The following is a 15,985-nucleotide window of genomic DNA, read 5'->3' on the forward strand; positions in this document are numbered from 1 at the left end:
TTTTAGATGTATGAGACGTTGCTGATGATACCGGGACCTACCAGAGTAGCCCCGAGAGTCTTGAAAGCCATGTCAGAGAACATAGTGAACCATAGGAGCGCTCTGTTCGGCGAAATCTTGAAGGATACCAACGAGATGATGTCAGAGGTTTTCCAGACTGAAAATGATTCTTATTTGATAACAGGTTCTGGCACAGCCGCAATGGAGGCAGCAGTTGGAAATATAGTTGAAAAAGGGGACAAAGTCCTGAACATAGTGGGTGGAAAGTTCGGAGAAAGGTTCATGCAGATAACCGAAGCCCATGGAGGAAGTCCTACTGAGCTTAGCGTTGAATGGGGACATGCTGTAAACCCTGAAGATGTTAAATACATCCTTGAAGAGGATGAAGACATTAAAGCCGTGACAATTGTTCACAATGAAACTTCAACTGGTGTTGCAAACCCAATAGCTGAAGTTGGTAAGGTAGTTAAAGATTACGATGCTCTGTACGTTGTTGACACTGTTTCATCCCTTGGAGGGGACGATGTATTTGTAGATGGTTATGGTATTGATATTTGTGTTACAGGCTCCCAGAAATGTCTTGCAGCCCCACCGGGAATGGCAGCAATCACCCTCAGCGATGACGCATGGAATGTGGTTGATAAAACAGAGACAAGCACCTACTACCTCAACATGAAGAAGTACAAGAAAAGCGGGGACAAAGTACCTCCAGAAACACCTTACACACCATCAGTATCATTGATGTATGCTATGCGTGAAGCTTTAAATATCATAATGGAAGAAGGTCTTGAGCAGAGAGTTATAAGACACAAAATGGCTGCAAAAGCTACAAGAGCTGGTGTAAAGGCCCTTGGACTGGAACTCTTTGCAGAGGAATCTGCAGCATCCAACACAGTTACAGCCATAAAAATGCCTGAAGGCGTTACAGACAAGGACATGAGGGGCACAATGCGTAACAAGTACCACATAGAACTTGCAGGCGGTCAGGACCACCTCAAAGGCAACGTCTTCAGAATCGGTCACATGGGTAACATAACCCACAGGGAAATATTAACAACCATGTCTGCCCTTGAAATGACCTTAAAAGAACTTGGATTCGACATTACATTAGGGGAAGGAGTAGCAGCAGTTGCAGATACCTATCTGGGCTGTGAATCATTTTAAACCCTAATTTCTTTTTTATTTTTTATGATTTACATGATTGAAACCATTTAAATTACTACTTTTAAAATTAGAATCTTAAAATTATTTATTGAAGTTCTTTTTAAAGTAGTAATTAGGACAATAAGATTAAAAGAATGAAAAAATGGTTTAAAAAAATAAAAATATTTAATTTTATTGTTTATTTAATATTACCGTTTAATATTGTTTTTTATTCAATATTACTATTTAATAACACTTTTAAATCCAATACTCCACGTAAGATTACATCCTAACACTCTTCAATATCGCAGGAATGGTTTTAAGAAGTATTGGCCCATCCATGAGCGTCTGCTGAACTATGTACCGGGGTCTGAGGTAGAACTGTCTGAATGCCTTTTTTTGGAGTTTTTTAAGCTCTTCCCTTGAGCAATCAACCGTTTCAAGGACAGGGCTCAGGAGGTTGTACTTGGACCAGTCATCTGTCTTAATGAGGTCGCGTCCAGCCACCTTCATGTAGAAATCTGTACCGGGATATGGTGTTGCAAGTGAAAAAATTGCATAGGAGGGGTTAAGGTTCCTGACAAATTTTATGGTTTGTTCAATGCTTTTACGTGTATCTCCAGGCATTCCAAGGGCCACAGAGGCTATCGTTCTGATGTCATGTTTTCTTGTGAGTTCAAATGCCCTTTTTATCTTTTCAACGGTTGTTTTTTTGTTCATCTGGTCAAGGGACTGCTGATCCCCAGATTCAACACCTAAAAACAGAGTTATGCAACCTGCCTTCTTCATCTTAAGGAGCATTTCCTCGTTTATATTATCAACACGTGCCGTGGCTCCCCAGTAATTGTCCAGGCCCCTTTCAATCTTTCCGTCGCATATCTCATGAACTCTCTTCTTGCTGATGGTGAAGGTGTCGTCCATGAAGGCCAGCATTTCCGCTGAATGATCGTTCACAAGGTGTTCCATTTCATCCAGAACGTTATCTGATGAGCGCATGCGAAGTTTGTGGCCATGCATTGCTGATGATGCACAGAATGAACATGTGTATGGACATCCCCTACCCGATATGAGTGTTCCTATGGGTAATTTCATGTTTAGGACCTTGTAGTGGTCCATTGGTAGGAGGTGTCTTGCAGGGAATGGTATGGTGTCCAGATCCTCAATTATGTCCCTTGGTGGTGATGTGAAGTTTTCACAGGCTATTCCCCTGACTTCCTTGAGGTCACGTCCAGCTTCAATTGCCTCAACCAGTTCAAGCATTGTGTATTCACCTTCACCCCTCACAACCACGTCAACACAGTCGAATTTCAAAAGATGACTGTAGGTGAAGGTTGGGTGGTAACCTCCCATTACAACAACTGCATCTGGGCATACCTCCTTTGAAATTTTAGCAACCTTAAGTGCACTGGATATGGTTGGTGTTACAGAGGTTATGGCCACTATATCCGGAGCATGTTTTGAAATCTCATTTTTAAGGGTTTCATGATCCATCTCAAGTGCAGGAGCATCTATTATGGATACATCAAAACCGTTTTTCTCAAGTACTGCTGCTATGTAAGCTATGCCCAGTGGTGGGGCCACAAGTCCTATGAATCTGTACTTTGAAGAGTTGTAGGGAGGATTTACAAGGAGTACCTTCATTTTATCACCTCTGGAAGTGGTATTCCCTCTTCAGCATCAACGATCACTTCGATAAGGTGGGGCATTTCCTTAAAACCTCTTTTAACTGCTTTGAACACCTCTCCTGGAGAATCCACACGTTCGGAATCTATTCTGTAGGCCTTTGCAATCTCTAAGAAGTCTGGATTTTCAAGTTCAACCTCGTAAAGTCCTTCGTAGTGGAGTTTCTGCCACTGTTTTATTATTCCAAGTGAACTGTTGTTTATTATACATATCACTACCTTTAAATTGTGCTGGGAGATGGTTGCAAGTTCCTGAAGAGTCATCTGGAATCCTCCATCCCCCACAACCACGACCACAGTTTTATGTGGATTTGCAAATGCTGCACCAACTGCTGCTGGAACTCCATAACCCATTGGTCCGAAACCTCCTGAAAATAGGAGTGTTCCAGGTTCTTTGACCTTTTTAAGAAGGGTTACCCATGTTGTGTGGGTTCCTGCGTCGTTGACCATGATTAAATTTCCAGATGCATTTAAATCATATGATGCATCCATGATCTCTTTAACAGCCCTTTGAGGCTTCAATGGAACATCATTTTGATCCGTTTGAACGGGGTAATCCTTTGGATGTTCAAGTATCCTTGAAATCCATTCATCAGTATCATGAATTTTTAAGGTAGAGGATGCCTCTAAAAATTCTGAAACATTTCCATGGATATTCAGATCACCCTTCAGCACGCTATCATCTGTATTAACATGAATAACCTTTCCTTTTCCTATTCCATGAAGTGTGCGTTCTGATAGTCTGCATCCTAAAGCTAGTAGGGTGTCGCAGTTTTTTCCTGCGAAGTTGGATGCTTCGGTTCCACGTGTACCCATCATTCCCAGGCACAGTGGATGATCCTCAGGCATAACTCCGCGTGCAGGGTAGGTTGTTGCCACAGGAATACCGTGTTTCTCTGCAAAATTTCTAAGGCTTGAGACTGCACCTGCCCATATAACACCAGCACCTGCAAGTATGAGCGGTCTTTTGGAAGATTCAAGTAATTCAAATGCATCTGCCACACATGCAGACACTGCTTTTTCATCTGGAAACATTACATTGAAATTTTCCATGACATCTTCTTTCAAATCTTCCTCAATGGATGTTAGGTCAACTGGTTCTTCAAGAACATCTTTAGGCAGGTTCAGATGGATGGGTCCTGTTAAACCATTCTCAAATATTTTGAATGCAATTTTAAGCCCATTTATGGCTTCTTCAGGATTTTTTGCATCGAAGGTTTGAAGGGTTATGGGTTCAAGCACTTTACAGGTGTTTATATCCTGAAAAACGTTTTTACCCCTGAGTTTTCGTGGAACATCACCGGTTATAACCAGCAGGGGCACAGAATCTTTGTAAGCTGTTGCAACACCCATTGTAAGATTTAATGCCCCAGGGCCTGCAGTTGCAAGACACACCCCCATACTTCCAGAGGATCTTGCGTATCCATCTGCTGCATGTGCTGCACCCTGTTCGTGGCGCATTAACACGTGTTGCACTTTGGATGTGCGCAAAGCATCATAGAATGGAAGTATCTGTTCTCCAGGGTGTCCAAAAACATGTTTAACCCCATTTTTTTCGAGTAACACCACAAGGGCGTCTGCACATCTCATCTCATTATTTTTCATCGATCCTTTATATTGTAAGTTCGTTTTATTAAATCCACCCATTTAAATATGGAGAATGTGTGGATTAAATTATTATGTTTAAAAATAGATAGTAATAGTAGGAATTGAAAAATTTTCTGGTCTGAAATGGGCGGTGTTTAAAATGCCAGGAAAAGTGGATGCTCTTTTAGATGAAAAAAGGATATTCAAACCTTCAAAAGATATTTCAGATGGAAGCAACATCCAAAAATGGATGGAAAACCATGGTTTATCCAGTTACAGCGAACTGATCGAAGCTGCAGCCAGATCTCCGGAATGGTTCTGGGATGAACTTGCAGGGGAACTTGAGTGGTTCTCACCCTACAGTGATGTTCTTAAGTGGGATCCTCCACATGCAGAATGGTTCTTAGAGGGTAAGTTCAACGTGGTGCACAACGCCCTTGACAGACATGCTAAAGGTCCAAATAAGGATAAAACTGCCTACATCTGGGAGGGGGAATCTGGTGAGGTTCGCACCTTAACCTACCTGGAGCTTTACAAGAAAGTTAACACCTTTGCAAATGGCCTGAAAAGGTTAGGAGTCGAAAAAGGGGATGTTGTGAGTATTTACCTTCCCATGATACCCGAACTTCCCATAGCCATGCTTGCATGTGCCAAGATCGGGGCTGCCCACTCTGTTGTTTTCTCAGGGTTCTGGGCAAAGGCATTCAGAGATAGAATAAACGATGCAGGATCCAATGTAGCAATCACTGCAGATGGTTTTAAAAGAAGGGGAAAACTTATAGAATTGAAGGAAGCAGTTGACACCATACTCTCCCAGACGCCCACCATAGAGAGGGTGGTTGTTGTGGAACACGAAGGCCTTGAAGTGTCCATGGAAGAAGGAAGAGACATATGGTGGCACGAAGTAGTCCAAGGAATGGATTATGAATGTGAAACAGAGGTCATGGACTCTGAAGATCCCCTCTTCATCCTTTACACCTCTGGAACCACTGGAAAGCCCAAGGGAGTTCTTCACGTTCATGGAGGGTATTCCGTTGGAATCTACGCAACCTTGAAGTTTGTTTTTGACCTGAAGGATAATGATATTTGGTGGTGTGCCGCTGATATCGGCTGGATCACAGGCCACAGTTACATAGTCTATGCACCACTCATCATGGGCGTTACTTCCCTGCTCTACGAGGGAACACCTGATTATCCGGATCCTGGAAGGTTCTGGAGGATGGTGCAGGACCACGGCGTGACTGTTCTTTACACGGCCCCCACAACGGTGAGGATGTTCATGAAGTACGGTGAAAAATGGCCGGCCCAATACGATCTAAGTTCCCTGAGACTTCTTGGAAGTGTTGGGGAACCAATAAACCCTGAAGCATGGATATGGTACCATAAACACATAGGTGGAGACAGATGTCCAGTAATGGATACATGGTGGCAGACTGAGACAGGAATGCACCTCATAACGCCATTACCCATATCCACACTCAAACCTGGCTCTGCAGTTAAACCATTTCCAACCATCGAGGCAGATGTGGTTGACGACAACGGAGTGTCACTCAAGAGTGGTGGGGGACACCTTGTTATAAGATCTCCATGGCCTTCCATGTTTAGAACCCTCTACAGGGATCCTGAAAGGTACGTTGAAGCTTATTGGAGTAAATTTCCAGGAGTTTACCTCAGCGGGGATGTTGCACGCCTTGATGAGGATGGTTACTTCTGGATACAGGGACGTGAGGATGACGTACTGAACGTTGCAGGGCACAGGATAAGCACAGCCGAAGTGGAATCATCAATTGTGAGCCACCATGCAGTTGCAGAGGCTGCTGTTGTTGGAAAACCAAGTTCCGTGAAGGGTGAAGAGATATGTGCCTTTGTGGTGCTTAAAGAAACCAGTACAAACCTGGAAAACTTCCAGCATATCCTGAAGGATCATGTTAAAATAGAAATTGGTCCAGTTGCAAGTCCTTCTACTGTTAAAATTGTTTCTGACCTTCCAAAAACGCGTTCTGGTAAAATAATGAGGAGAGTGATAAAGGCCATTGTTAGGGGAGAAGATGTTGGAGATGTGAGTACCCTTGCCAATCCAGAAGCTGTTTCGGAACTTAAGAAAGCATTTTGAATGGATTAAATGAATGAAAATTGTTCTTAAAACGTTACTCTTAATTTAAAAAAACTCTTAATTTAAAAATTTAAATTTAAAATGATAAAAATAAAATGATAAAAAAGGGAATTGATAAAAAAAGATTTGTTTAGTCTTCTTCTTTTTTTAGTTTTCTTCTTCCTGGTAACTTCCGTTGTACTCTCCAGAGCCAGTTACATTAAAAACAACACCCTGAGCTATTCTTTCACCCTGTTTTATGGTGTAGTCAAACTCTCCGTAGTTGTAGAGCATGAACTGAAGGGTTCCATAGAAGCCTGGATCACCAACTGCAGTGTGAACAGACACGAATGATCTAAGCAGCGTTGATCTTGGCAGGTAGAGCATTGAACATCCCTTTGGAATTTTTATTTTACGATCTATTGTTGCAAGATAAGCTGTTTTGGGTTTTAATGTGTAAATTGGGGGTTCAAGCTTCTCAAGTTCAGGCAGATCCTTTTGGTTGTCAATAAGGGAAGCAGGGCCCATCTGTTTGAAAACTTCATCAAGCCTCAGATCGATTCCTGAGGGCTGTACAAGTTCTTTGAAATCTGGAAACAATTTTATGAGTTCTTTTTCACCTAACATTTCATTTACCTCTAATCTCTTTCATAAAAGTGGTGTCACGTTTTATGGGGATTTTTTACAGATTCTTTACATACTATTAATTCCCAAGTTGAAATAATATATGGTAGTGTAGGTAAAGTTATGCTTAAAATCCATGAAGATAAACTCAACTGAAAAAACAACACAAATGCACTAAAATTTTAAGTGGAGGTCCTAAAAATGGACAACGTTAAAGAACACTTCGAAGAAGAAGCAAATGAATTTGACAGTAATATACTGAAACTCATACCCTTCTACAAGGACATGATAAGTTTTATGATATCTGCACTTCCCTTTGAAAGTTCCAAACCAATTAAGGTTCTGGATCTTGGGTGCGGTACAGGTAACATTTCAAAGGCAGTTAAGGATAAATTTCCAAAAGCAAGGATAAATTGTGTGGATCTTGCAGATAGCATGATTAAAATGGCACAACACAAACTCTCAGATTACATTGATATCCAATACCACACAGGGGATTTCCGTGACTTCGATTTCGGAGATGGTTACGATGCCGTGGTTTCTTCCCTTGCACTGCATCATCTCTCATCTGAGGGTGAAAAACAAGAGCTTTACAATAAAATTCATGATTGCCTTAGTGATGGTGGGGTTTTTTACAATGCAGACACTATTCTGGGTGCAGATGAATATCTTGAGGATTTGAATGAAACAAAATGGACGGAGCACATGCTTGAAAGCCTCAGTGAAGATGAGGTTGCAGGTAAATGGCTGCCAAAACATGAAGAGGAAGATTTTCCTGCAACAATTGCTGAACATCTGAAATGGCTTCAGGAATCTGGATTTAAAGATGTGGATGTTGTATGGAAGTGGTATGGATTTGCTGTCTTTGGTGGTAGAAAATAACGGGTAATAAATGGTAGGAATAGGAGTTTAAAGCTTGGATTTTGAAGGTTACACACGTCTTCATAAACTCATGTGTACTCCTTATCATAATCCTCGGAGTATTCCTGTTTCATTAAAAGTTTCAGTGCTTCGGCCATGTTACCAACTATTAACTTAAAATTTCTATCCTTTTCAATCATTGCATCCATCAATGATTTTTCCATATCCCTACGGGCAGTTATATCATTCACAATTAAAATAGAACCCATATATTCTTTGTTATCCTTAAAAAGGGTTTTGGTTGAGACTAAAGCCCACATATAAGAACCATCCTTCCTTATGAATTTCACCTCAAATGGATTTCCCTTGTCCAATCTAAAATGGTTTCTAAAGGCCCTTACGGTTCTATCATCTATTAAATCAAATATGCTCCGATTGAACACTTCTCTAGCCGTGAGACCCAACATCTCAGTCATTTTTTTGTTTATATATTTTACATTACCCTTGGATCCAATGAGGAGAACTCCAGATTTAGCTTTTTCAATCATTATCCTGTATCTTTCCTCACTTTTCTGTAACTTCTTCTCCAAGTACTTCCTTTCTGTAACATCCCTTATCACTGCAAGGATGCCTATTTTTTCATTGTTGTCATTTGTTACCGTGCTTAGGGTTGTTTCTGCGTAGATCTTCTTACCATCCCAGCGGACATGAACATTATCCCCATGCCAGTATCCATTTTTTTCCAGTTTATGGTAGGCGGATCGTTCAGATTCAATGGTGGACCATTTATATACATCTTCTCGAGGTTTTCCCATTACCTCATCAGATTTTAGGTTGTATATGAGTTCTGCACCCTTATTCCAGTAAGTTATACATTTTTCATTGTTGATCATGACAACTGCATCGTTCACCTGGCTGAGCATTAAGGCTTTGTATGTCCTTTCCTTTTCTGCTTCTTTAATACGAGTTATATCCTTAGATATTCCAAACAATCCTTTTATATTACCTTCAGAATCTCTGTAAGGTCCCTTGGTCGAGAGATAAGTTCTTGAAATTCCCTGAAAGTGGTTGGTTTCTTCGAAGGTTCGGGTTTTACCACTCTCCATTATCTCCTTGTCACAGCTAATGATTGCTGCTGCTTCTTCTTCAGGAAAAAGCTGTCTGTCGCCCAATCCAATTATATCTTCAGGTTTTTTGCGGAATGCATCTGCCCCTGCCTTGTTGATCATGATGTAATGGCCATTGATATCCTTGAGGTAAATTGAATCTGTGGTGTTTTCAAAGATGGTTTTTACGATGCTGTAATTTTTTTTGACATCATCCACGAATTCATTGATGATGGTAGGATTGTTAAGAACCACGTACCCCCGGATGGTTTCCATACATTTAATTGTAATTATTCTGGAATTTACAATTATAACAGTCCCATCCCGAGTTTTATGAGTTATTTCAACATCAAATTTCCCTTTTTTAAGCATTTTATCCAGAAAGTCCTTCTTCTTTTGGGCATCGAAATTCTTGCAGAATAACATGTCAATGTTTTTACCCTTCACCTCTTCAGCCTTCCATCCGTACATCTTCTCAGCTGCAAGGTTCCAGTAGGTTATATCGAAGTTTTCATCAAGAATTATAATTGCATCATCCATAAGATCCAGTATTCCCGAACTATAGATGGACTTAAAATTGTTTTCATCACAAAAATCCAAGCCATACATTTTAGCATACCCCTGAGACATGGTTCTGTCTTCCAAAGTACTGCACCCCCAAGTCCATGTTAAACCCCATCTTTAATAACACTTTCCATGTACAAATTAATATATAAACTGGATTTGATCCCTATTTAAGATGAAAAAAGTTCAAACAACATAGAACATAATTAAAAAATTCATAAAAATATTATAATTAAAAAAATTAGTGAAATATTTGATTTAAATCAAAAATCAGTACTTTTGAGGTGAAATATAAAATGGGTTTGGCGGATTTTTATTAAAAGTAGAATTAATAGCATTACTCGCCGAATATCTGTTCAACCATCCATTCAGGTTTGAACTCCATTATGTCACCATAACTTTGACCTAAGCCTAAGAATAGTATTGGTTTCTGGATAACGTATCCTATGGAAAGTGCTGCACCACCCTTAGCATCTGCGTCTGCCTTTGTGAGTATAATTCCATTAACTCCAACTGCATCATCAAATTTTTGGGCCTGTTCAACTGCATCGTTTCCTGTAAGTGCATCACCAACGAATATGATCATGTCAGGTTTTATAACCCGTTTTATCTTCTTCATTTCATCCATAAGGTTGGTGTTGGTCTGCATACGCCCAGCTGTGTCAACGAGGACCAGTTCCTTTCCCTTTGCACGTGCATGTGCAACTGCATCAAAGGCAACTGCAGCTGGATCTGCACCCTTCTGGTGCTTTATGATTTTAACCCCAATTTTATCGGCGTGGTGGGTTATCTGTTCAATTGCACCTGCTCTGAATGTATCTGCAGCTGCTATAACTGGAGTGTAACCCTTTTCAATGAAGTGGGTTGCAACCTTGGCTATGGTCGTGGTTTTACCGGTTCCATTGATTCCCACAAACATGAGTTTGAGTGGTTCGCCAGTTTCACGACTGTTAAGAAGAAGTTCATTTATATCTGGGGTTTCAACATTTAAAATTTCAGAAATAGCATTTTTAAGAGCTTCCTTTGTGAAATCTGCAACATCACTTCTTCTTCGGATCTTACGACCCACAAGGTCTTCCTTGACAGAGGAAACAATTTTCTCTGCAACTTCAAGGGCCACATCACCTTCAAGAAGGGCCATTTCAAGTTCAAACAATATATCATCTATATCCTTTTCTGAAATGGTTTTGTGACTTACAAAGGAGAGTATGCCTGATTTTTCTTCAGCTTCCTCAATGATTTCGGAGGATGTTGAATCTGCTCCTGAAGTATCAGGCTCAGCTTCAGATGAAACCTGAGATTCCACATCTCCACCAGCTGTTTCATCTTCTTCAGAAGAACTTTTACCCCTTAAAAATCCCATTAAACCTGATTTTTTAGAGGGTTTTTCCTCAGGTTCTGCAGTTTTTTCATCTACAGAAGGTTTTTCTTCTGTTTCTTCTGCAAGAGAACTTTCTTCAGAAGGAATCTCAGAAGTATCCTCAGAAGGTACTGTTTTTGAAGCTTCCTCTTTAGCTTCAATTTTTTCTTCTGTTTCTTCAGGAATTTCATCTGCTAATTTGTCTGAGATCTTTCCTACTGTACCTGAAAGTTTCTTTTTAAGTGATTCAAACAAGTGGTGTTCACATCCCTACTGGTCTTGGCCTTCCACTTTCTGTAGGAGGGCTTCAGCCTCTGGACTCTTCTTCATTATGTAATTGGTGATCTTCTGAAGGTCAGAATTCATCTTCTGCAGGACTCCTTCAAGTTCCTTCTTCTGGTCTTCAAGGGTTTCTTCTGCATCAGCTATTTTCTTTTTAACAGCCACACCAGCTCCAAGGCTTACAACAACTTCATCAGTATTTTTAAGTTCTGTCATGACGAAGGAACCTGCACCTATTGGTACCATTGTTTCAGTGTCATCTTTACCACTTATAGCCTTCAATGTATCCTTTGCTATGGTGATATCAGTAATTGTGGCCTGTAAACCTTCAATTTGCTGTTGTAATAGCTCTGCCTGGCCCTGGTACATGTTGAGCTCATCCACCAATGCCTGAAGCTTTTGTCTATCTTCCATGTGATCACTCACGGGATAAAGCTTTTATCAAAGGATCTATAGCTTCTTCTGCTGTGATTTCGGCTATTTCATCTATGAATATTTTTTTCCTGTTTATCCTGTGTTTGCTTCCAAATTCTGAGTATATCTTTTCACGTATGTCATCTTCACTGATGGATTTTAACTCCCTTGTGAAAGGTTTTAAGTCGTTGCCCATCATGAATTTTCCCTGAATTCTAAATATTTTTGTCTTCATAAGTATCCCTCAAGAAAGCCGAATGCTTCTTCTATTCTTGCAAGTTCTGGACCTGTTGTGTTGATGCCAACAATAACTCCATTGGAATTGGCAGCTGTGCATGCGCCAACGAGTTTTGTTCCGCTGTTTACTGTTCCAACATCTGCAGGAACGTTCAGTACTCTTTCAATTACTTCCATTTCTTCTTGGGTTGTGGAAGGATGTACTAAAGCTCCTTTGTTTGTTGCAGCTGCAACAGATCCTGTGATCTTAAAGTTTGCTATGGTTCCCCTTTGAACTTCAACATCAAGGACATCTGCAATTAACTCAACTGATTTATCAGATAGTAATGGATTTACAATTGCTCCGAAATCGTTTGCAAGGATTATGTTACCAACTGCTGTGAGTTTGTCAGGTATCCTTTCAACTTCAACTCCAGATGCTTTTATTGCTTCTATCTCACTGTCGAATGCGTACTTCGAAACTATGAACCCATTTGAGTTACCGCAGGTTAATGCCCCTGGAAGGTTACTCCCGCTCACTGGAGTTTTGATAACTGGAACATCCAGGCACTCCTTTATGAGGTCAACCATTCCTTCTTGGATGTTCTGTGGGGCTATTGCAACTTTCTCTGTTACTGATAATGCAACACCGAGGTTTGGGCTTCCGCCCATGTTGATTCTTCTTATCATAAGTCCACACCTATTCAGCTAGGGTGACTGATACAGAACCATCCTCTTCTTTTGTTGCTTTGACCTTTATTCGTGAAGGTATTTTCTGGATCCCCCTTTCCCAAACTTTTTCGTTGACAGAGGCATCTAGTTTTATGTCATCAGATTTCATGTGTTTTTCTAAGAACGTTTTGATGTATCTTACTGCCCTTGGAGACCTTATGGTCCTTGGTACTTTTTTCACATCCCTTAATGGGATAACGTAGACTCTTTCCATTGGTTAATCCTCCTATGCTTTAACCTTACTTCTTCTCCATTGTCTCATTTTTGGATGAGCCCTTACTTTTCTTGATGTTTTAAGCATGACCCATAGAGGCACTCTTCTGTTCTGTTTGCCTGCTTTTGCTAGCCTTAATTTTTTAGCTAATGGTTTGTTTCTACTCATTTTCTCTCCATCCTATTACTCTTGATTGCACATGCTCCGGGAATATGTTGAATGCTGCTTCTTCTCCTTCACGTTCCCCTATCATATGCCTTATTTCAATCTCATAATCAGAATTATTCTTCATGCTTGTTAACTCTTTTTTAACTGTGAAAAGTCTTTTTGAAAGGTCTTCTATGGTTCTATGGCCAAAGCCTGCAAGTGTCATGTACTGAACATGATTTCTATCTTCAAAGCTCTGTATCTGGTTGAGCCTCAGTTTTGGAACCCTATCGTCACGTCTCGTTCCATCTGCAATAAGATCGTAATTCAACGAGGCCACTTCAAGTGCATGAAGGTGTACATGGTTTATACCGTTATTGGGAAAACCATCCTGAATTATGGTATCAACAGCAGATTCCAGCACTTTTTTATCTGCTTCAAGAACCCTGTGTTTGAATCCTAAGTTTGAAGCTGATTCTGCTGCAGCTTTCCATGAGGGAAAGGTTCCGAAATTAACTGTTACAAGTTCAACCTCATATCCAAGCCTTTGAAGTATCACAGCCATGAGGGAACTGTCTTTTCCCCCGCTGTAGAGTACGCATGCGTTCATTTTCTTGTGATCTTGATCTCTCTTTTTTGACCAGCGAGTTTTGTAAGAAGTACCTTGAGCTCATCATCACTTATCTGGGATTTTATACGTCCCATCTGTGCAAGTTGGATGAGCTGAAGCTCTATCTGGTCAACGAACTCTGGTTTTGTGAGGCGTATATTTGCAAGTCTGCTTCTGGCTTCTGGAGTCAGTATCTGCATCATTGCCTGTCTTTTCTGAGCTTCTAACTCCTGCCTCATACGTTCCTGGGATTCAGCTTGAGCAGCCTGCTGTGAAGCTTGCTGTGAGGCCTGCTGCTGGAGCTGTTGCATCCTTTTACGTCGCAGTTCCTCTATATCGCTCATTTAAAACCCTCATTTAGTATTTTGAAAGTTCTGGAATGTCTTTTATGATTTGGTTGGATGTTTTGTCAAGGAAGGATTTGCCTGCAGGAGTTATGATTCTTCCTTCATCACCTGCTTTTGCAACGAAACCTGCATCTTCAAGCTGGTGTAAGGCTCCTCTTATTATGGCACCGCTTCCCTTCTTGAATTTTTCAGGATTGGTTCCCCTGTCTTTTTTACCACCGTAGTATGTTTTTAGGCTGTTTATTCCAACAGGACCATCCATGTAAACTTTTCTGAGTATGGACGCGCATCTAACATACCACCAATCAGGATTTTCTGGTCTCCTCTCTTTGTGGACGCCCGTTTTAACAAAGCTTGTCCATTCTGGTGGGTTTACTTTTTTGTTTTCGCTTAACTCCTTTGCAACTTCGCTGATGAGCGAGTCTGCTGGTACATCGTAAATTGTGGTCATATTTATCCTCCTAATTACCTCTTTTTTTTGAATAATACAGCAACGTTACCTCTAAAATCAATAAGTGTAGACTTTGATTTTTCAGTGATCTCTTTAATAAAGTTTTGTTTCTCTGTGGATATACCTTTTGAAAATCTAATCTTTATAACTTCATGAGCTTTAAGCTGTCTTTTTATTTCTTCTATAACGCTTTCATTTACTCCAGATTTTCCAATGTTTATGGTGATAGTTGAAAGTGATCTATTCATCAGTTCCTTCTTGGGAGGTATGTTCAATTTTCATTCTCCTTCTATATTTTTGTTCATTTACATAGGGTATTATAATTGTATTCCCACATTCAAGGCATCTGATGGTAACACATGAATTTGAAAGCCTTACTCTACAGTTTTCACCGGGTTTAAGAAAGCTCTTACATTCTTTGCAGAACCTTCGCTTCCAGAGTGCAGGCATCTTTATGTTGTACTTTTTTGCAATGTTTCTGGCCATCTGCACGTATCGGTTGGATCTTTCAGGGTGCTGGGCGAATTCTTCATCAGCCATCTCAAACAGGATGTTTATTCTCTCTTCTGCTATTTTTAACATCCATTTTGGTCTTCTTCCCCGTCTCAAAGTTTAGCCTCAACCTACAAGATATCAGATAATATAGAAATACAGGTCTTAAGTTATCAGCTTGAATTTGGAATTACATCTAAAAGGGATTCATCCATAATTCAGGTAATGTACTTAAGAATAATATTATAGTCTATTGATTTTTCCATTTAAAAACCTTTGTGTCAAACCAGTTAAGATGGAAAAACCAAGGAAATCTTCAGATGATCAACCATGAATATCCTCTGATTAAGCATAAGTTGAAGGTTATTCAAGTGTTAAATTTATTCAAGTGTTGAATGAAATTTTCAATATCACAGGAGGTCCTGAAGGAAATCCACACTTCCTGCAGGGAAATGTTTTTTATCATTGATAACATCAATTACGAGCTCTGCAGTTTCCTCCGGCGAGATATCCGTTGTGTCTATCTCGTTCACCCGTTCCCCATGGATCTGGTAAGCTTCACAGGTGCATACAGCAAGGGCTTCTGCTTCTGCATTTTCTTTTATCTTTGAATCCTTCCAATTTCGGGTTTTAAGACGTTGCCTTAGAACATGGGGGTTTGCACGAAGTACTATCACAAAATCTGCATCCTGGAGGTAATGTGACAGGTGCCCCTCAATGATCCACACCATGGGATTCATAGGATCCTTTGAATCTTCAAGTAGATGATCAATTTCAAGGCACATATCTTCAATATCCACTATTTTGTAACCCTTTTCTTCATCCACTCCATGGTAGAGATGTTTTTCATAGATGAGATCGTTTACAGGTACCAGTGTGCTTTGAAAATTCTCCAAATGGAGTTTATCATTGAGAATCTTTGATACTGTGCTTTTACCTGTTCCAGGAGTTCCTGTGATGAGTATTATCATTTTAATTCCATTATTATGTTTTATAGGAGCTTAGAATGTTTCTATAATTATCTATTTTTTATAATTATTTATGATTAAAAAGACTTCCTT

General features: G+C 40.2%; 19 protein-coding genes. 3 read left to right on the forward strand and 16 right to left on the reverse strand.

Annotation, left to right across the window (positions count from 1 at the left end; translation table 11 throughout):
- Positions 1-6: 6 nt before the first annotated feature.
- Positions 7-1,164 (forward strand): pyridoxal-phosphate-dependent aminotransferase family protein, encoded by a 1,158-nt coding sequence (locus MCBB_RS08385; RefSeq protein WP_071907338.1) that lies wholly within the window; start codon positions 7-9, stop codon positions 1,162-1,164.
- A gap of 261 nt (positions 1,165-1,425) precedes the next feature.
- On the opposite strand, the gene MCBB_RS08390 is transcribed toward MCBB_RS08385, so the two are convergent.
- Both MCBB_RS08390 and MCBB_RS08395 read right to left on the reverse strand, forming a co-directional pair.
- Complete coding sequence (locus MCBB_RS08390; protein ID WP_071907339.1) at positions 1,426-2,784, reverse strand: B12-binding domain-containing radical SAM protein; 1,359 nt, start codon at positions 2,782-2,784, stop codon at positions 1,426-1,428.
- Positions 2,781-4,430 carry a thiamine pyrophosphate-binding protein gene (locus MCBB_RS08395; RefSeq protein ID WP_071907340.1) on the reverse strand — a complete coding sequence of 550 codons (1,650 nt, stop codon included), beginning with the start codon at positions 4,428-4,430 and terminating at the stop codon, positions 2,781-2,783. Before MCBB_RS08395 ends, MCBB_RS08390 begins: the two co-directional genes overlap by 4 nt.
- A gap of 142 nt (positions 4,431-4,572) precedes the next feature.
- Between MCBB_RS08395 and acs the strand changes: the two genes are divergently transcribed.
- Positions 4,573-6,525, forward strand: coding sequence for an acetate--CoA ligase (gene acs / locus MCBB_RS08400; RefSeq protein ID WP_071907341.1), 1,953 nt, complete (start codon positions 4,573-4,575; stop codon positions 6,523-6,525).
- Between the two features lie 147 nt (positions 6,526-6,672).
- Here acs and MCBB_RS08405 read toward each other — a convergent pair whose 3' ends face one another.
- On the reverse strand, positions 6,673-7,131 hold the full coding sequence (locus MCBB_RS08405) for a dCTP deaminase (protein ID WP_071907342.1): 459 nt from the start codon (positions 7,129-7,131) through the stop codon (positions 6,673-6,675).
- A gap of 198 nt (positions 7,132-7,329) precedes the next feature.
- Between MCBB_RS08405 and MCBB_RS08410 the strand changes: the two genes are divergently transcribed.
- Positions 7,330-8,010 (forward strand): class I SAM-dependent methyltransferase, encoded by a 681-nt coding sequence (locus MCBB_RS08410; protein ID WP_071907343.1) that lies wholly within the window; start codon positions 7,330-7,332, stop codon positions 8,008-8,010.
- A 68-nt stretch (positions 8,011-8,078) separates the two neighbouring features.
- Here MCBB_RS08410 and MCBB_RS08415 read toward each other — a convergent pair whose 3' ends face one another.
- The 13 genes from MCBB_RS08415 to MCBB_RS08475 all read right to left on the reverse strand — a co-directional run bounded on the left by MCBB_RS08415 (position 8,079) and on the right by MCBB_RS08475 (position 15,895).
- Complete coding sequence (locus MCBB_RS08415; protein ID WP_071907344.1) at positions 8,079-9,740, reverse strand: PAS domain-containing protein; 1,662 nt, start codon at positions 9,738-9,740, stop codon at positions 8,079-8,081.
- A gap of 256 nt (positions 9,741-9,996) precedes the next feature.
- Positions 9,997-11,274 carry a signal recognition particle-docking protein FtsY gene (gene ftsY, locus MCBB_RS08420; protein WP_071907345.1) on the reverse strand — a complete coding sequence of 426 codons (1,278 nt, stop codon included), beginning with the start codon at positions 11,272-11,274 and terminating at the stop codon, positions 9,997-9,999.
- A gap of 15 nt (positions 11,275-11,289) precedes the next feature.
- Positions 11,290-11,715 carry a prefoldin subunit alpha gene (gene pfdA / locus MCBB_RS08425; RefSeq protein ID WP_071907346.1) on the reverse strand — a complete coding sequence of 142 codons (426 nt, stop codon included), beginning with the start codon at positions 11,713-11,715 and terminating at the stop codon, positions 11,290-11,292.
- Between the two features lie 4 nt (positions 11,716-11,719).
- Positions 11,720-11,950 (reverse strand): 50S ribosomal protein L18Ae, encoded by a 231-nt coding sequence (gene rpl18a, locus MCBB_RS08430; RefSeq protein ID WP_071907347.1) that lies wholly within the window; start codon positions 11,948-11,950, stop codon positions 11,720-11,722.
- Positions 11,947-12,621: a translation initiation factor IF-6 gene (locus MCBB_RS08435; RefSeq protein ID WP_071907348.1), complete on the reverse strand. Its 675-nt coding sequence runs from the start codon at positions 12,619-12,621 to the stop codon at positions 11,947-11,949. Before MCBB_RS08435 ends, rpl18a begins: the two co-directional genes overlap by 4 nt.
- Positions 12,622-12,631: 10 nt before the next feature.
- The gene (locus tag MCBB_RS08440) at positions 12,632-12,877 is read right to left on the reverse strand and encodes a 50S ribosomal protein L31e (RefSeq protein WP_071907349.1); all 246 of its coding nucleotides are present in this window, start codon (positions 12,875-12,877) and stop codon (positions 12,632-12,634) included.
- Between the two features lie 12 nt (positions 12,878-12,889).
- Complete coding sequence (locus MCBB_RS08445; protein WP_071907350.1) at positions 12,890-13,045, reverse strand: 50S ribosomal protein L39e; 156 nt, start codon at positions 13,043-13,045, stop codon at positions 12,890-12,892.
- Positions 13,038-13,634, reverse strand: a complete 597-nt coding sequence (locus tag MCBB_RS08450; RefSeq protein ID WP_071907351.1) for a DUF7411 family protein — start codon at positions 13,632-13,634, stop codon at positions 13,038-13,040. Before MCBB_RS08450 ends, MCBB_RS08445 begins: the two co-directional genes overlap by 8 nt.
- Complete coding sequence (locus MCBB_RS08455) at positions 13,631-13,978, reverse strand: DNA-binding protein (protein ID WP_071907352.1); 348 nt, start codon at positions 13,976-13,978, stop codon at positions 13,631-13,633. Before MCBB_RS08455 ends, MCBB_RS08450 begins: the two co-directional genes overlap by 4 nt.
- Before the next feature lie 13 nt (positions 13,979-13,991).
- Positions 13,992-14,432 carry a 30S ribosomal protein S19e gene (locus MCBB_RS08460; protein WP_071907353.1) on the reverse strand — a complete coding sequence of 147 codons (441 nt, stop codon included), beginning with the start codon at positions 14,430-14,432 and terminating at the stop codon, positions 13,992-13,994.
- A gap of 14 nt (positions 14,433-14,446) precedes the next feature.
- Positions 14,447-14,680 carry a YhbY family RNA-binding protein gene (locus MCBB_RS08465; RefSeq protein WP_071907354.1) on the reverse strand — a complete coding sequence of 78 codons (234 nt, stop codon included), beginning with the start codon at positions 14,678-14,680 and terminating at the stop codon, positions 14,447-14,449.
- Complete coding sequence (locus tag MCBB_RS08470) at positions 14,673-15,014, reverse strand: ribonuclease P protein component 4 (protein ID WP_331709790.1); 342 nt, start codon at positions 15,012-15,014, stop codon at positions 14,673-14,675. The genes MCBB_RS08465 and MCBB_RS08470 overlap by 8 nt, the downstream gene beginning before the upstream one ends.
- Before the next feature lie 320 nt (positions 15,015-15,334).
- Positions 15,335-15,895: an adenylate kinase family protein gene (locus MCBB_RS08475; protein ID WP_071907356.1), complete on the reverse strand. Its 561-nt coding sequence runs from the start codon at positions 15,893-15,895 to the stop codon at positions 15,335-15,337.
- Positions 15,896-15,985 lie beyond the last annotated feature (90 nt).

It is taken from the genome of Methanobacterium congolense (assembly GCF_900095295.1).
Classification (GTDB): domain Archaea; phylum Methanobacteriota; class Methanobacteria; order Methanobacteriales; family Methanobacteriaceae; genus Methanobacterium_C; species Methanobacterium_C congolense.